Genomic DNA, 15,876 nt, shown 5'->3' on the forward strand with positions numbered 1-15,876 from the left:
TCTCGTTTTGACAAATTGGCCAGGAACTTCTTGAGTTTTCTCTATCTCGTCAGTGCTCTCTTTTGGCTCAAATGAAAGATCAACACAACCTAGAACTCGATGCCGATTTGCGCCTTGATCCCCTGGTCACGGAAGGGATGCTTGACCAAAGTCATCTCCGTCACCAGATCGGCTCGGTCGATCAACGCTGCCGGCGCGCCCCGCCCCGTCAAGATCAGGTGAACCCGCTCCGGTTTCTCCGCTAGCCCGGCCAACACCCTGTCCGGCGAGAGATATCCCAACTTGAGGGCGACATTGATCTCATCCAGAAGCACCAACTGAAACTCCCCGCTGGTGAACAGCTCCCGCCCCTTTTCCCAGGCCGCCTGTGCATGGGCGATGTCTCGCTCCCGGTCTTGGGTTTCCCAGGTAAAGCCCTCTCCCATGGCGTAAAAAGCTATTTTCCCCAGGCCCAGCTCTGGATGCTCGGCCAATTTCCGCAATAGCTTGGCTTCTCCTGGATCCCAGGCCCCCTTGATAAATTGCACCACCCCCACCGACAATCCCTGGCCGAGGGCGCGGAAGATCATGCCAAAGGCAGCCGTGGTCTTTCCCTTGCCCTGCCCGGTGTGTACGATGATCAAGCCCTTGTCATCTCGCATGCCCGACAGACGCTGCCGCTGGATCTGCTGGCGTTTTTGCATTCTTTGGCGGTGCCGCCAGTTTGGGTCAGCCTCTGTGCCCGGTGAGCTATCGCAAGCAGCCTCAAGTTCTGTTGTCGAGGGGGGCAGGGGCTGGGATCCCGAAGCCGGTGCAGGCCAGCCAGACAGGGCGGGTTGGGCCATAATCATAAAAATTGAGATTCGCCACACAAGCTGAGGGGAAGGTGCTGTGCCTACGGCAGGGGAACTGCACCGCTGACGCGACTGTTAGGGCAAACTCAAGTTCCCCCACAGCAGACCGCCCCCATCCTAATCCCTCATCTGGTTGCATTGGCTGGGATCATGAGAGAACCGGCTGCTGCTTTCCGAGATAGCCTGCTAATGTACTGCTTCATCTGGGCAGTGCTGGCAATAGGGTGTTTTCAAGTCTTGCCCCGCATCCAAGTCGTATCTGCCGCCGAGTTGCAACCGTGGCTAGCGCCCAGCTACTTTGCAGGTCTGGGGGGATCCCTATTGGCAGCCTTGGGATCCCTGTTGGCCATCTCAGCCGAAACGACGCCAAATCCTGCCGACAAAAAGCATCTGCACCGCTTGGCTTGGGGATTGGGGACAGTTGGCTTTCTCGGCGTTCTCTCCCCCCTGGGCTTGGCCGGCGCATTCTTTCTCAAAGCCGCTCAGGGGACAGACTGGTGGCAGGGTCTGTTTGGCTGAAGCCGCCCACAGCTTATTTTTTTGACAAATGGGCGGAGGTTGGGGGTACTATAGGGACAAGTTCCGTTCTTTATCCAGAGCAGACTGAGGGACCAGGCCCAATGAAGCTGCGGCAACCCGGCGGAAGCCTCCGCTACGGTGCCAATTCCTGCGGTTAGTCAGTAACCGAAAGATAAAGGCAATAAAGTTTTCTCTAGAGGATAGCCCTCTTTGGCGGGGGACTTTTCTGGCAACTTTATCCTTTAGCAGCTCCCATAGCTCTGGTCGCGGCAGCGGGGCAAGGCCTTCGCGGCAGTGCTGGTGCGTCAGCGGTGCAGAACGCTTGCTGGTTGCTGGGCCTTTCCTCTGGCTGAGTTGGGGCTGGTGCGGAGCACCTGGGGATCCCTGGTTGGCTCTTTCTCCCACGGATGATGAACGAGCGGGTGAGCCTTGTTTTTTGTTCAGGTTCTCAGTTCTAGCTTTAAGGAGAAGGTTCGTTGTCCAAGTCGTTTTTGTTTTCCTCGGAGTCGGTGACGGAGGGGCACCCCGACAAAATCTGCGATCAGATCTCCGATGCCATCGTGGATGCCCTCTTGACGGCGGATCCCCTCAGTCGGGTGGCCGCCGAGGTGGTGGTCAATACGGGCCTGGTTTTGTTGACCGGGGAGATCACCTCGCAAGCGCAGGTCAACTTCACCCGTCTGGTGCGGGACAAGGTGGCCGAAATTGGCTATACCGATGCCAAGAATGGGTTTTGTGCCGAAAGCTGCGCGGTGTTGGTGGCTTTCGATGAGCAATCTCCCGATATTGCCCAAGGGGTGAACATGGCCCTGGAAAGTCGCGGCTCCCAGGAAGATCAATTCGACTTGGTCGGGGCCGGGGATCAGGGGTTGATGTTTGGCTTTGCCTGCGATGAAACTCCCGAGTTGATGCCCTTGCCCATTAGCTTGGCCCACCGCCTCAGCCGCCAGTTGGCCACGGTTCGCAAAAACGGCACCTTGCCCTATCTGCGCCCGGATGGCAAAACGCAGGTGACTGTGGCCTATGAGGAAGGTCGCCCGGTGGGCATTCACACCCTGCTCATCTCCACCCAGCACACACCCACGATTGGCGCCATTACGGAAGAGGCGGCGGTGCAAGAGCGGATCCGCGCCGATCTCTGGGAGGCAGTGGTCACGCCGGTGTTTGCCGAGCTGCCCATCAAGCCGGATAGCCACACCCGCTTCCTCACCAATCCCACCGGCAAGTTTGTCATCGGCGGCCCTCAGGGAGATGCGGGCCTGACCGGACGCAAGATCATCGTCGATACCTACGGCGGCTATTCTCGCCATGGGGGCGGGGCCTTCTCCGGCAAGGATCCCACCAAGGTGGATCGCAGCGCTGCCTATGCGGCTCGTTACGTGGCCAAGAACATCGTGGCAGCTGGCTTGGCGCAAAAATGTGAAGTGCAGGTGAGCTACGCCATTGGGGTAGCCCGCCCCATCAACATTTTGGTGGAAACCTTTGGCACAGGGCGCATCCCCGACGAAGAGCTGTTGCGGCTGGTGCAGCGCCACTTCGATCTGAGGCCGGCAGCCATTTTGGCTCAGTTCCAACTGCGGGAGTTGCCTCGCCAACGGGGAGGGCGCTTCTACCAAGACGTAGCGGTCTATGGGCACTTTGGGCAAACCCATCTGGATCTGCCCTGGGAGCGCACCGATAAAGCCGCTCTGCTGCGGGAGGAGGCTCTTGCCAAGGCGACTGCCCTCTTGGCCTAAGAGGGGATCACTAAGACGGCCTGCTGCCTCAATGCTTGCCCTGGTGCAGTTGCTTAACCAGGTGGGGTAGCTCCGGCAGGATCAGGCTGCGCATAGCCAGTTGCACGGCTGCTGGGGAGCCAGGCATGGAAAAGATCAAGCACTTTCCGTGGATCCCGGCGATGGCCCGAGAGGCGATGGCCCGACTGCCAATCTGGGCATAGCTGAGCTGGCGGAAGATCTCCCCAAAGCCGGGCAAGGTCTTTTCCAGGAGAGCCTCGATGGCGTCGTAAGTGGTGTCGCGGGGGGCGATGCCTGTGCCACCATTCAACAAGATCACCGGCAGGGATCCGGCCCAATCCTGAACCTGCTCTCGAATGAGCTGCGGTTCATCTCGGAGAATGCAATATCTCTCCACCCGGTGGCCGGACTCCTGGAGGGCTGTGCAGATAAACTGGCCGCTGTGATCGGTTTCAGGGGTGCGCGTGTCGCTGACGGTGATCACCCCACAGGGCAAGGCGGCAAAAATGTGCTCCGCACCGCTGTCGCAATCGAGGGGAAAGTTCATGGCGGGGATCCCTGAGGAAAGAGAGTGGCAAGCCCATCAAGACTGTCCCTGAGGGGGCTCGGCAGGAGTTGGAGGGTCAACGACCGTCTGCTGGAGCTCTAGGATCCCTGAGGACTCTGCCCCACCAGCACGGGCGAGTTGGGGAGGAGGGGACTGGGCAAGCAGGCGGCGCAGCTTGGGGGGAAGCTCCTGCAACTGCTCCAACAACAAGTTTAGAGATATGGCCGGTTCTCTGGAAAACAGGGATCCCGCGGGGGGTACCGGCGGCAGAGGAGAACAGGCAAAGGCAGCCGCAGCCAAAGAGCGGATCCGCTCCTGCTGCTCCTGCCAAAGGAACTGGCCGATTTCTAGGGGAAAGGTAAGATGAGGAGAGCCGCGACGCTGCCAAAGGCGGAGAAGCTGCTCCACAGAGGCGGCCTTGTACCGCCCCTGGTAGAGGGCTTCTAGCAAGGCTGCCGGGATCCAAAGATCCGGGAACAACTGGCTCCAGCGCTCCACCCAAACCTGGCTGGGTTGACCTTCCAGCTCAAACCCATAGTGCTCCAGAAAGGTGGCAGGATCCATCAGCCCATGGCAGCCCAAGGAAACTCAACCCAAGCTAGTCCAGATCCGCCGAGACAAAGGGGAGATAAAGCCTTTCTCCCTGGATCTCGCAAGACAGCTCTCGTCCAAGAATACCCCTATTTGCCTTTCATGAAGGCTCTGTGAAGAGGCTATAAAGCTGCAAAGCTGCGGTACGCTTAAAGACTCAGTGGCTGACGGGCCCCAGCTCAAGCGCTGCCTCCAGAGCGCGCTCGCTATCAGGAAACTGCGTCAGCAGCCGTCCTAGGAAGGCGACATCTCCCGTCAGGCCGTACAGAGCCATGAGCACATCCCCGGCATAGCGGCTCTGGGGGAAGCGGTTCAGCAGCTCATTGCCGGCGTAGATCGCCTGGCGGGCATAGCCATCCTGCAGGGCTTTGGCTTCCAGAAAGTAGCTGTAGCTGAGGCTGCCAGGATCCACGTAGTCCGGCAGTGACGTGTCGAACAAGCTGGTATCTTCTGTCACTCCTGGGGGGAAGCCCGGCAGCGGATAGATGGCTGCCGTTTCCTCGGGAGGGTAGGTGGTGTACTGGCGGTAGAGGATCAGCACCTGCCGGTACAGGCTTTCTTCCTGAAGATGGGCAGGGGCGGTGGGATCCGCCAGCACAGAGCCGAGTAACTCTGCTGCTACAGCATGGTGATTGGCCCGCTGATAGTCCGATAGAGAACTGGAGGAAGCTGGTTGCGGCGGCGCGCTTCCATCAGCATCCCCACTCAGGCCACCGGCACGGGTTTGGTTAAACAGCCACAGGTACCCATTGCGCCAACCGTCGGCAGCGGCCCAGTGGGCGGCCAGTTGATAGCGTTGTTGGGGAGTGGATTGGGCTTGCCAACGGCTCAATTGGCGCCAGCGTTCTCGTTGGGCCTGGATTTTCGGTTGCAGAGGGGTGCGGCTGGCGGGCACGGGATCCCAGTCGTCCAGCCAGTAGCCGCCATCCAGCAAGGGGTAGCGATCCAACACAGCATCCAAAGCCAGATTTTCCGTCAGCTGCAGGGCTAGGTCGTAGCGGTGTTCGCGGGCGAAGCGAACCGCCAGAGCATAGCGGACGGCGGCGGCCAGAGGATGCTCGCCGTGGCGGTCGAGAAAAGCTTGCAACTCGCTGGGGGTTGCACCGCTGTCTAAGAGCAAAAGCAGGCGGCGGCGCAAGACGTAGCGCATGTCTCCATCGCCGAAGGGATCCGCCAGCCAATTGGCCAAAAGGACCAGTGCTTCTTCCCTTTTGCCCTGCCACTCCAAGGTGCGTGTCAGCCAGAAGAGGGCATCGTCGGCACCGGGATGATTCGGGTAGACGGTCAGCCAAGTCCGCCAAAGGGTCTCTTCCTCTGCCGGGGGGAAAGGCCGCGGGATCGGTTCGCCGGTCTCGGGGTTGTAGAGGGAATGGCCAAAATAGCTGCCCCCCCGAATGCGGGCGTATTCCCGGCAAGCTTGCGTAAAGCGGGAATTGGGAAAAGCTTCTGCCAACTGCAGCAAAACCAGGTGGTCGTCGATGCCGTGAAGAGAGGCAAAGTCCTCGTTGAGAGCCTTCTGCAGCAGCGGCTCCCCGCTGGGATCCCCTTTTAAGTAGAGAAGAGCCGCCGCCAAAAACCGCTGCGGGTCAGCATCATCGCCCACCACGCTGCGCAGCAACACCTGAGCGGCAGGGGGGAGAGTTTCTGGATCCGCTATCTGCAGCAGAAAAAAGTGTCGGGATGGGGGCGGTAAATCTTCGTACAAAGGGCGCACCGTTTGCACCGTCGGCTGTTCTAGGATCAACACTTGGCCGGCACGCCCATAAACATCAGTGTATGGAGAAACATTCCCCGCAACCCGCTGCCGCACCGCCTGCACCTGCGACAGCGCCCAAGAGGGGATCCTTTCCTCCTCGTAGGGCAAGGCGCTCAAGAGTTTCTTTGCCCGCTGCGGAGAGCTGCTTTCCAAGGCGGGGAGCAGCGCTCTGTAGACCTGATCTCGCAAGGGAAATTCTTCTTGGGTCAGCAAGCTGTTGAGCCAGTTGAGATTAAAACTCCACTCGGGGCTATCGGCTTGGATCCCGGCCAAGGCCAGCTCGGTGAGGCGCTGCACCGACTCTGGCCGATCCAGCCCAAACAGCTCGTATTGAGGCGCAATCTCCTGCCCGCTTGAGTAGTCATAGCCCCCGAACAAAGCTGCTGGGGCGAAAAACTGAGCCGAATTTTGCCGCAGCCGATCCTCCAACCACCAACGGCTGTAGGGCAGGCCATGGCTTTGCAAGGTGTAGAAGGCGTAGCTGCGGCGGCTCGGGTCGGCGGATCCCCCCCAGCGGGCCAACACCGGATAGGTAAGAGGAAACCAGCGATCACTTTGGCCGGGATCGAACGCTGGCGAGCCTCCATAGCCAAACTCAGAAAAGACGGTGTACCGATAGAAGATCAGATCCCGGTGCATCTGCAGCCGTAGCCGCTGCAGTAAGGCATAGCCCCCCGCTCCTAACCCCGCCAAGAAGCCGGCAGTGAGGGCCACCATTGCTACGGGACGAAGGGGAAAGCGGCGGGACGAGGGCGCAGCAGGAGGGGTAGCTGGATTCATAAAACCCAATCCAAATCAAAGCAGGCGCCCCCACTCTAGTCGATACTCGACTGTGTTGGAAGACAGAGGGAATGCCCACAGCCGTTTCCAGCCGGCTTGAGACGCCGGCCCTCTGCGCCACCCAAGGTCATCAGTCTTACCCCTGCCTGAGAGGGATCCCGGCCAGCCATTTCTTGGAAAGGCTCTGCTGTATTGCTTTATCGTTGTTTCAAACAAGATTAAGACACTTTGCCGCCGACTCCTACCCCCACAATAAGAGGGGCGGCTGCGCCGCTCTTCTAAAACCCTTGCCTTTGACCATTCCTGCAGTGCATCCCCCGATTTCTTGGAGGCCTGAGTTGCCAGCACCCTTTCAGGATAGGCTCTCCCTTAGCCGGCGGTTGCCATGGCCTTCAACCCCTTCAAAATCAGGTAGTCCAGAATACTGGTGTTCTCCTCGCCGCGATAATTAAAATTGGAGCGCACCAGCCACAGCCCCTTCTGAGTGCGGCAACAGAGGTTCAGCAGCGTGCGGGCCAAAATCTGTTGACGCGCCTGTAAATCCCGCGCCGCATCGAAAACCTCCCCGTCCCATTCCGGCGTCAGCACACGGCTGTTGTAGAGCACATGCCAGAGGGAGCGGGACCAGCTGGGGTTGGTGATATCAAACCAAAATTGGTAATCCGCCTCCAAACCCCGAGTGATGTAGGCCCCCGGAGTTGCAACTACCAAGTAACGGGAATAGTCGGGCTCGAAGCGGCTGCTGCTGGGGGTCTGTCCCGAGCGGATCATGGCCAAAAAGGCGGGATCCCCTTCGGCGGGGAAGGCCTGGCGAAACCGCCGTGCCGCTTCCATCAACACGCGCAGCAGCTCTTGATCCTGAGGGGAAGCAATCGCCGGGGCTAAGTGATCGGCAAAAAACTGCTGGAAGAAAGCGGCCAATGAAGGGCCGGGATGATAGCCGCGCAGCCAATCGAACAGTCGCTGGTAGCGCTCCAGGTTGGCAAACCCTACTCGCTCTGGCTGCCGTACTGCCGTTCGGGGACGCAGAGAACGCCCCACCGGATCCCAGGTATCTTCGGCCAACAGAGCTGCCCGGATGGGATCCAGCCCCAGCACCCAGCTCAACATCAGCCGCCAAGCCGGCAAAGTAGGAAAAGCGCCCCACTCAGGGTGAGCCAATTCTGCTGCCGTCAGCACCGCCCGCACCAAAGGATAGCGGATCAACGCCGGGAAGGGGGCAATCGGCAAAACCGGCACTTCCGACAACTGCTCCTGCAAGCTCAGGCTCACCCCCGCATCCATACGGGGCAGCAAAACAGCGATGCGATGGGCCGGGATCCCGGCCCCCAAAAGCCGGCGAATTTGAGCAACCATCACCTCCACTGCCGCAAACTGGGTCTCTTCCTCCAGCGTTTGCACCAGCGGCAGTCCTCCCCCCTGCGGCTCGGGCAGCGGATGAGAAAACTGGGGATCCAACACCCGCGCAATCTGCACCCCTAAGCGGATCATGCCTGCTGAAGCGCGATGGCTCCCCTCCAGAAACCGAACCTGCGTTTTTGCCATCAAGAAGTCAGCTACTGCCTCTGGGATCCCGGTCAAAGAGACCCCGCCGCCGAGGGTGTAGCTGAAAAATTGGCTTTGCAAATAGGCTTGCCCCTGCCGGTAAAACTCCAGCGCCACCCCGCAACTGTCTTCCGCCTGATCCACAATCAGGTGATCCCACTCTTGCCAAAACTCCGCCAGCGGCAGGATGTGCTCGCCAAACAGCCGAATTTGCAGGCCAAAATCCAAGGATCCCAACCGAAGCGCTGCCTCCCACAGCCGCCCCACACAGCAGCCCATTGCCTGCAAAGCCTCTGCCCGCCGCGGATCTGCCTCCTCGGGCCAAGCCCGGGCCAGCCGGGATCCCACCACTTCTGCCGACAAACCCGAAGCCCCCGCAATGTAAGCAGCACTGCTGATCTGATCCCAGATCTGGAACTCCTTGAGCCCGACCCCGGCAAAGGCTTCCCCATGCCGAGGGCACAAAGCGCAGGCTCGTTCGCAGAGAAATTGAGTGAGATCTTTGGCCAAGGGGATCGGCTCCAACGAGCGTGGCAACTGGGGGACACGCTCACACACCTGTGGCCAATGATCGGCCAGAGAGCGCCCAACCCGCTGCAAGAACGTCTCGATCCGCCACGGCCCCACCAAGCCCGAACTGGACTGCTGCAAGCGCTGCAACACCTCATCCGCTTGCCGTTGACTCCGCACCAAAAACAAGACCCGGCCCGGATCGGATCCCGCCTGCAACAAACTTCGATAGTGATCCACACAAGCCTGGGTCAGCCCACTGCCTGCCCAGCCCATTACACTTTTGAAGGGAGATGGCTTCCCCCGCCAATGGCTCTTTTCTTCCGCCTGAGCTGCTCTCGCCATTGCTGGCCTCCCCAACCAACCCATTTTCTCGGCAAAAGTCTGGACAAACGGGCCTTCGCTTCATTATGATTGTTTTTCGTTGCCAACTGAGTCCATCCGCTTTGGCGACCTGGTGCGCTGCTACCCCAGATACTGCCTCTTTAGCAGGTAAGTCTGAGCAGCTCTCAAAAAAAGCAGTTTGGCGTGCAGCTTTGGGGGTGAACTAAGCAAAAGGCTCAGCGTTGCCGGCGCTGAACTTGGCCTCGGGGGATCCCTACCTTGCTCTTTCGCCTCAGCCGGCAGACTCAGCCTTGTTCTGAGCTTTCTGCTGCCACGCTGTTGCTGTATGCCTATCCATCCGGCTAACTGAGCCATTGGCCTACGGCCCGCTTCGCGAACGGCTAGCCGATTGTCGGAGTGAGCCGGCTCTCAGTTGATGAAAACGAGTCGTGCAGGCTCGATTGGAGGTTCTTGTGGCACTTGGCATCCTCGGAAGAAAAGTCGGCATGACCCAGATCTTCTCTCCAGAAGGGCTGGCCATTCCGGTCACTGTCGTGCAGGCGGGGCCTTGCACCGTGACCCAGATCAAAACCCAAGCCACAGATGGCTACAACGCCATTCAGTTGGGCTACTTGCCCACTGCCGAAAAGCATCTCACGCGGGCGCAGCGGGGCCACCTCACCAAAGCGGGGGTGACAGAGCTGCTGCGCCACCTGCGGGAGTTCCGGGTTGACCAGCCAGAAGCCTACCAGTTGGGGCAGAAAATTACCGTCGAGATGTTCTCCCCTGGCCAATTGGTGGATGTGGCCGGTACCTCCATCGGGCGAGGGTTTGCCGGCTATCAAAAGCGCCACCACTTTGGTCGTGGCCCCATGTCCCACGGCTCCAAAAACCACCGCCGACCGGGCTCCATTGGCGCCGGTACAACCCCAGGCCGCGTGTTTCCGGGGATGCGCATGGCGGGGCGGTTGGGAGGTGGCCGAGTCACCACCCGCAAATTGCAGTTGGTGCAGGTGGATCCAGAGCGGGATCTGTTGGTGATTAAGGGCTGCGTGCCCGGCGTAGAAGGAGGGCTGCTGGAGATCACCCCTGCCAAGCAGGTGGGCAACAAGCGTTAGGGGAGGGATCCCTGGCAAAGGCTGACCCGCATCCGCAAAGACGAGGGAACCATGGCAAGTTGTGTGGTGAAAAATTGGCAAGGGGAAACGGTGGGCAGCGCGGAGCTGAGCCTCAAAGTTGCTCGTCCCGAAACAGCCGCCCACATTCTCTATCTGGCACTTCGCCGGCAGATGACCAATGCTCGTCAGGGCAACGCCCACACCAAGACCCGAGCTGAGGTGCGCGGCGGCGGTCGCAAGCCTTGGAAGCAGAAAGGCACCGGTCGGGCTCGTGCCGGCTCCATCCGCTCCCCACTTTGGCGCAAAGGGGGGGTGATCTTCGGCCCCCGCAAGCGGGAATACAACCTGGCCATGAACCGCAAAGAACGGCAACTGGCCCTGCGCACCGCTCTGCAAAGTCGGGTGGAAGACCTGATCATCGTGGAGGATTTCCAGGAGCAGCTCAACCCGCCCAAGACCCGTGCTGTGGCCCAGGCTTTGCTGCGCTGGGGGGTGATGGAAGATCAATCGGCTCTGCTCATCGTTGCCGAACGCTCGGAAGCCGTGGAGCGGGCCGTGCGCAACATCGCCCGCGTTAAGCTGATCGGCCTGGATCAGATCAACGTTTTCGATCTGCTCAACGTCGATTGGGTGCTGATCACCGTTTCTGCCCTAGAGCAGCTCAAGGCCCGTTGGGGATCCGACGCTGCGCCGGCAGTTCTGGAGACTCCCTCTGAGGATGCACCTCAGGCCGACATAGCCGAAGATCAGGCCCTGCCCGGAGATGGGCCGGAAGATCAGGCCGTTCCAGAAAGCGAACACGAGGAAGCAGAGCAAACCCCAGCCCAACCTGAGGCCCAGGAAAACCAAGCTGCCCTCCAAGGACGTCCAGCAGATCCGCAGGGGCCAGAAGAGCAAACCGAAGAGCCCCAAGATCCAGCAGAAGAACTGGCTCAAGGAGCAGAGCCGTCAACGGTAGAAGAGGCCGAAGCAGCCCCAGCAGAGGAGGAAAGCGATGACTGAGAGCAAGCGGATCCTGGCCGACGTCCTGTTGCGCCCCGTCATCACCGAAAAGGCAACCGCCTTGATGGAGCAGCGCAAATATGTCTTTGAAGTGCTGCCCACCGCCACCAAGCCGCTCATCCGAGCTGCCGTCGAAGAAATGTTCCGCGTGCGAGTTACTTCCGTCAACACCCTGAAGCTCCCGCGCAAGCAACGGCGGGTGGGCCGCTTTGTGGGCTACCGCACCCGTCCCAAGCGAGCCATCGTGACCTTGGCGGAGGGAGATTCCATCACCCTCTTCCCGGACACCTGAACGCCCCTTTTGAGCTGTTGTTGTCCCGTCCCCCACCCCTACCTGAGCCATGGGCATTCGTACTCTCCGACCCTACACCCCCAGCACCCGTCACATGACGGTCTCTGACTTCGAGGAGCTGTCCCGTGACGAGAACGGCAAGCGGCCCAGACCAGAGAAGTCGCTGCTGCAATTTATTCACCGCAAGAAAGGGCGCAACAACCGTGGCGTCATCACCTGCCGGCACCGCGGTGGTGGCCACAAGCGGCTTTACCGCATCATCGACTTCCGTCGCGACAAGCGCGGGATCCCGGCGACCGTCAAAACTGTGGAGTACGATCCCAACCGTAGCGCCCACATCTGCCTGGTGGAATACGAAGACGGCGAGAAACGCTACATCCTCGCTCCCCGCAACCTACAGGTGGGAGCCACCATCATGGCCGGGCCAGAGGCCCCCTTTGAGATCGGCAATGCCATGCCCCTGGAGCGGATCCCCTTGGGAACGGTGGTTCACAATGTGGAGCTGTATCCCGGTCGCGGCGGACAGATGGTTCGCGCTGCCGGGGCTGGCGCTCAAGTGGTGGCCAGAGAAGGCAAATATGTCTCCCTCAAGCTGCCCTCTGGTGAGGTTCGCATGATCCGCGGCGAGTGCTACGCCACCATCGGCCAACTGGGCAATGTTGACCACAACAACATCAGCCTGGGCAAGGCGGGTCGCAGTCGTTGGTTGGGGCGCCGTCCTAAGGTGCGTGGCTCGGTGATGAACCCTGTGGATCATCCCCATGGTGGCGGGGAAGGGCGAGCCCCCATAGGCCGCAGTACCCCCGTCACCCCTTGGGGTAAGCCCACCCTGGGATACAAAACCCGCAAACGCAACAAGCCCAGCAACAAATTCATCGTGCGCGGTCGCCGTCGCGGAGGCCGCCGGGACAAGGGCGGAAGGGCTGCTCAGTAGCCGCTGGCCATTCGCTCCCCGAAGCTTTTTCGACAGTGAATTGCTTGTCAAACGGTTGAGGTTCTTATGGGACGTTCGCTGAAAAAAGGCCCCTTTGTGGATGCCAAGCTGCTTCTCAAGGTGGAGAAGATGAACGAGCGCAACGAGAAGCACATGATCAAGACCTGGTCGCGGGCCAGCACCATCTTGCCGGTCATGATCGGTCACACCATCGCTGTTCACAACGGCAAGCAACATGTGCCCATCTACATCACTGACCAGATGGTGGGTCACAAGCTGGGGGAATTTGTCCCCACCCGTACCTTCCGTGGCCACGCGGGTAGCGACAAAAAAGCCGCCCGCCGTTGAGATAAACAACGAGTAGGACAGTATTGAGCAGGAGGGAGAGCGCCATGGCTGATTCATCCCCTGAGGTTAAAGCGGTAGCCCGCTACATCCGCATGTCCCCCTTCAAAGTGCGGCGGGTGCTGGATCAGATCCGCGGGCGCACCTATGCCGATGCCCTCATCCTGCTGGAGTTCATGCCCTACGCTGCCTGTGAGCCGGTTCGTAAGGTGCTGCGCTCAGCGGTGGCCAACGCAGAGCACAACAACGGCCTGGATCCCCGGGATCTGGTGATCAGCCAGGCCTATGCTGATCAGGGGCCCGTCCTGAAACGGTTTCGCCCCCGCGCCCAAGGGCGGGCCTACCCCATTCGCAAGCGCACCTGTCACATCACCATCGCCGTCCGGCCCATAGAGGAAGCTGAAGCGGCGACGGCCTCTTAACCTCCTGTATTCCTAGCCCTTTACCCTTCAACCGACACCACCATGGGACAGAAGATCCACCCCACCGGTTTCCGCCTCGGCGTGATTAAGGAGCATCGCAGCCGCTGGTTTGCCGATCCAGCCCGCTACCCAGCCTTGTTACAGGAGGACGACCAGATTCGCACCTACCTGACCAAGCAACTGAGCAGTGCTGGTTTGGCCGATATCCAAATCGAGCGCAAAGCGGATCAAATTGACCTGGAGATCCGGGCTGCTCGCCCTGGGGTAGTTGTGGGTCGGGGCGGATCCAGCCTAGAGACTTTGCGCCAAGGTCTACAGAAAGAGCTGTCCGCGCTAGCGGGACAAAGCCCTGGTTCACGAGGTGGTGGCGAGCGAACCATTCGCATCAATGTAGTAGAGGTCACCCGTGCCGATGCCGAGGCGACCTTGTTGGCGGAAAACATTGCCCAACAGTTGGAACGGCGGATTGCCTTTCGCCGCATCGTGCGCCAGGTGATCCAACGGGCCCAGCGGGCAGGTGTACAAGGGATCAAAATCCAAATTGCCGGGCGTCTGAACGGGGCCGAGATTGCCCGCACCGAATGGACGCGGGAGGGGCGGATCCCTTTGCATACTTTGCGGGCCGACATCGACTACGCCGAGCACCTCGCCCACACCACTTTCGGCATCATCGGGGTCAAGGTCTGGGTCTTCAAAGGGGAAGTTCTGCCCGGGCAGGAACGCCACGAACAGAAGTTTCCCCTGCAACAGCCCAAACGTCGGCAGCAGCGGCGGCGGCCCACCTTTGAAGATCGCTCGGCTCAGGAGGCCTGAGGGCCAACACCGGAACGTCCAGGGATCCCTATCGCAGTTGACTTAAGGAACGGCCATGTTAAGCCCCAAACGCACCAAGTACCGCAAGCAACAGCGCGGGCGCATGAAAGGCAAAGCGACCCGTGGCAACCGCATCAACTTTGGGGAATACGGCCTTGTGGCCCTAGAACCCGCCTGGATTACAGCTCGACAGATCGAGGCCAGCCGTCGAGCCATGACCCGCTATGTTCGGCGGGGTGGCCAAATCTGGATTCGCATCTTTCCCGACAAGCCCGTTACTCAGCGAGCCGCGGAAACCCGCATGGGATCCGGCAAAGGCAACCCTGAGTACTGGGTTTGTGTCGTCAAGCCGGGCCGTATCCTCTTCGAAATGGGGGGAGTGGCAGAGCCCATCGCCCGCGAGGCCATGCGCCTTGCCGCCCAGAAGCTGCCCATTAAGGTCAAGTTTGTAACCAAAGCCGACTTTGAAAAGCCAGAGCCCGCCCAGGCAACGGCTTCAGAGGTGGCCACCAGCAGTGTATGAGGAGAGTTCAGCCATGCCCATGCCCAAAATTGCTGATGCCCGTGCTTTATCGGACGAAGAGCTGAGCAACGAAATCTACGCCGTCAAGAAAGAGCTGTTTGAGCTGCGTTTGCAGCAGGCCACGCGGCAGTTGAACCAGCCCCATCTCATCCGGCTGCGCAAACACAAGCTGGCGCAACTACTAACCGTGGAGGGAGAGCGTAAGCGGGGCAAACGCCCAACCAAGGAGGAGTAATGGCTGTTCGGGAGAAGATTGGCATTGTTGTCAGCAACAAGATGCAAAAAACGGTGGTTGTTGCTGTGGAAAATCGAGTTGCTCACCCGAAGTACGGCAAGATCGTCGTCAAGACCAAGAAGTTTAAGGCCCACGACGAGGAAAACCGCTGTCAAGAAGGGGATCTGGTGCGCATCACGGAAACCCGTCCCCTTAGCCGCACCAAGCGTTGGCAAGTTGCCGAAATCCTGAGGGAGGTGAAGAAACTATGATTCAGCAGCAAACTATGCTGACGGTGGCCGACAACACAGGCGCCCGCAAAATGATGTGCATTCGCGTGCTGGGCAGCAGTGGCCGTCGCTACGCCAGCTTGGGCGATGTGATCATTGGTGTCGTCAAGGATGCCCTGCCCAACATGCCCGTCAAAAAATCCGATGTTGTCAAGGCCGTTGTTATCCGCACTGTCGACACAGTACGTCGCCCCGACGGCATGTGCATCCGCTTCGACGACAACGCCGCCGTGATCATCAACAACGACGGCAACCCCCGTGGAACTCGCGTTTTCGGCCCTGTAGCCCGTGAGCTGCGGGAGAAAAACTTCACCAAGATCATCTCCCTTGCCCCGGAGGTACTCTGATGGTTCGCCCCCTCAAACCCAGCCAAATTCGGCGCTTAGTTCGGCGACCGGGCATTCGCAAGCACCGCAACAGCCTGCGCTACAAAATGCGTATCAAGCAAGGGGATACCGTGCAGGTGATCTCCGGCGATGACAAAGGCAAAATCGGCGAGGTGCTGCGCGTTTTTCCCGAGCGCAACATGGTTTTGGTGGAAGGGGTTAACATTGTTACCTACCACCGTAAACCCCAGCGAGAAGGGGAAAGTGGCCGAATTGAGACCAAGGAAGCTCCCATTCCCGTCTGCAAAGTGATGGCCTATTCCAAGAAGCAGGAGGTGGCCAGCCGTATCGGCTATCAAATCACCGCCGATGGTCGCAAGGTTCGCGTCCTTAAGAAAACGGGTGAGATTCTCGACTAGGCATTACATTCTTTTTTCCATCATTGGTTTGGCTCTG

The 15,876-nt window shown here is 59.8% G+C and carries 19 protein-coding genes and 1 riboswitch; of the genes, 14 read left to right on the forward strand and 5 right to left on the reverse strand.

Annotated features, from left to right (window positions below; translation table 11 throughout):
- Window positions 1-89 precede the first annotated feature (89 nt).
- A complete protein-coding gene (gene cobO, locus ACVWZJ_RS11010; protein ID WP_457393058.1) occupies window positions 90-830 on the reverse strand; it encodes a cob(I)yrinic acid a,c-diamide adenosyltransferase in 741 nt (246 codons plus the stop codon).
- A 153-nt stretch (window positions 831-983) separates the two neighbouring features.
- Between cobO and ACVWZJ_RS11015 the strand changes: the two genes are divergently transcribed.
- Together ACVWZJ_RS11015 and metK are read left to right on the forward strand one after the other, a co-directional pair.
- A complete protein-coding gene (locus tag ACVWZJ_RS11015) occupies window positions 984-1,352 on the forward strand; it encodes a hypothetical protein (RefSeq protein ID WP_011434147.1) in 369 nt (122 codons plus the stop codon).
- A 67-nt stretch (window positions 1,353-1,419) separates the two neighbouring features.
- Window positions 1,420-1,531: riboswitch (SAM riboswitch) on the forward strand.
- A 297-nt stretch (window positions 1,532-1,828) separates the two neighbouring features.
- Entirely contained in the window at window positions 1,829-3,088 is a 1,260-nt protein-coding gene (gene metK / locus ACVWZJ_RS11020) for a methionine adenosyltransferase (protein WP_414380885.1), read from the forward strand.
- A 28-nt stretch (window positions 3,089-3,116) separates the two neighbouring features.
- On the opposite strand, the gene ACVWZJ_RS11025 is transcribed toward metK, so the two are convergent.
- From ACVWZJ_RS11025 to ACVWZJ_RS11040, 4 genes are all read right to left on the reverse strand, one after another.
- Entirely contained in the window at window positions 3,117-3,635 is a 519-nt protein-coding gene (locus ACVWZJ_RS11025; protein ID WP_414391002.1) for a MogA/MoaB family molybdenum cofactor biosynthesis protein, read from the reverse strand.
- 36 nt (window positions 3,636-3,671) lie between these two features.
- The gene (locus tag ACVWZJ_RS11030) at window positions 3,672-4,199 is read right to left on the reverse strand and encodes a hypothetical protein (protein WP_457396064.1); all 528 of its coding nucleotides are present in this window, start codon (window positions 4,197-4,199) and stop codon (window positions 3,672-3,674) included.
- Window positions 4,200-4,383: 184 nt separating this feature from the next.
- A complete protein-coding gene (locus ACVWZJ_RS11035; protein WP_414522656.1) occupies window positions 4,384-6,762 on the reverse strand; it encodes a tetratricopeptide repeat protein in 2,379 nt (792 codons plus the stop codon).
- 369 nt (window positions 6,763-7,131) lie between these two features.
- Window positions 7,132-9,162, reverse strand: coding sequence for a hypothetical protein (locus tag ACVWZJ_RS11040; protein WP_457396066.1), 2,031 nt, complete (start codon window positions 9,160-9,162; stop codon window positions 7,132-7,134).
- Between the two features lie 452 nt (window positions 9,163-9,614).
- On the opposite strand from ACVWZJ_RS11040, the gene rplC reads away from it, so the two are divergent.
- From rplC to rplX, 12 genes are all read left to right on the forward strand, one after another.
- Entirely contained in the window at window positions 9,615-10,259 is a 645-nt protein-coding gene (rplC, locus tag ACVWZJ_RS11045) for a 50S ribosomal protein L3 (protein ID WP_011434152.1), read from the forward strand.
- 51 nt (window positions 10,260-10,310) lie between these two features.
- The gene (gene rplD / locus ACVWZJ_RS11050; RefSeq protein ID WP_457396068.1) at window positions 10,311-11,261 is read left to right on the forward strand and encodes a 50S ribosomal protein L4; all 951 of its coding nucleotides are present in this window, start codon (window positions 10,311-10,313) and stop codon (window positions 11,259-11,261) included.
- On the forward strand, window positions 11,254-11,553 hold the full coding sequence (locus tag ACVWZJ_RS11055; RefSeq protein ID WP_414330452.1) for a 50S ribosomal protein L23: 300 nt from the start codon (window positions 11,254-11,256) through the stop codon (window positions 11,551-11,553). Before rplD ends, ACVWZJ_RS11055 begins: the two co-directional genes overlap by 8 nt.
- A 49-nt stretch (window positions 11,554-11,602) precedes the next feature.
- On the forward strand, window positions 11,603-12,487 hold the full coding sequence (gene rplB, locus ACVWZJ_RS11060; RefSeq protein WP_414380879.1) for a 50S ribosomal protein L2: 885 nt from the start codon (window positions 11,603-11,605) through the stop codon (window positions 12,485-12,487).
- A 66-nt stretch (window positions 12,488-12,553) separates the two neighbouring features.
- Window positions 12,554-12,835, forward strand: a complete 282-nt coding sequence (gene rpsS / locus ACVWZJ_RS11065; protein WP_414331934.1) for a 30S ribosomal protein S19 — start codon at window positions 12,554-12,556, stop codon at window positions 12,833-12,835.
- 44 nt (window positions 12,836-12,879) lie between these two features.
- Entirely contained in the window at window positions 12,880-13,254 is a 375-nt protein-coding gene (rplV, locus tag ACVWZJ_RS11070) for a 50S ribosomal protein L22 (protein WP_011434157.1), read from the forward strand.
- 42 nt (window positions 13,255-13,296) lie between these two features.
- Window positions 13,297-14,067 (forward strand): 30S ribosomal protein S3, encoded by a 771-nt coding sequence (gene rpsC / locus ACVWZJ_RS11075; protein WP_011434158.1) that lies wholly within the window; start codon window positions 13,297-13,299, stop codon window positions 14,065-14,067.
- 55 nt (window positions 14,068-14,122) lie between these two features.
- Complete coding sequence (gene rplP / locus ACVWZJ_RS11080; protein WP_011434159.1) at window positions 14,123-14,590, forward strand: 50S ribosomal protein L16; 468 nt, start codon at window positions 14,123-14,125, stop codon at window positions 14,588-14,590.
- 13 nt (window positions 14,591-14,603) lie between these two features.
- Window positions 14,604-14,825, forward strand: coding sequence for a 50S ribosomal protein L29 (rpmC, locus tag ACVWZJ_RS11085; RefSeq protein ID WP_011434160.1), 222 nt, complete (start codon window positions 14,604-14,606; stop codon window positions 14,823-14,825).
- Entirely contained in the window at window positions 14,825-15,076 is a 252-nt protein-coding gene (gene rpsQ, locus ACVWZJ_RS11090; protein ID WP_011434161.1) for a 30S ribosomal protein S17, read from the forward strand. The genes rpmC and rpsQ overlap by 1 nt, the downstream gene beginning before the upstream one ends.
- Window positions 15,073-15,441, forward strand: coding sequence for a 50S ribosomal protein L14 (gene rplN, locus ACVWZJ_RS11095; RefSeq protein WP_011434162.1), 369 nt, complete (start codon window positions 15,073-15,075; stop codon window positions 15,439-15,441). Before rpsQ ends, rplN begins: the two co-directional genes overlap by 4 nt.
- Window positions 15,441-15,839, forward strand: coding sequence for a 50S ribosomal protein L24 (gene rplX / locus ACVWZJ_RS11100; protein WP_011434163.1), 399 nt, complete (start codon window positions 15,441-15,443; stop codon window positions 15,837-15,839). Before rplN ends, rplX begins: the two co-directional genes overlap by 1 nt.
- The last annotated feature ends 37 nt before the right edge of the window (window positions 15,840-15,876 follow it).

It is taken from the genome of Thermostichus sp. OS-CIW-29, from assembly GCF_054058195.1.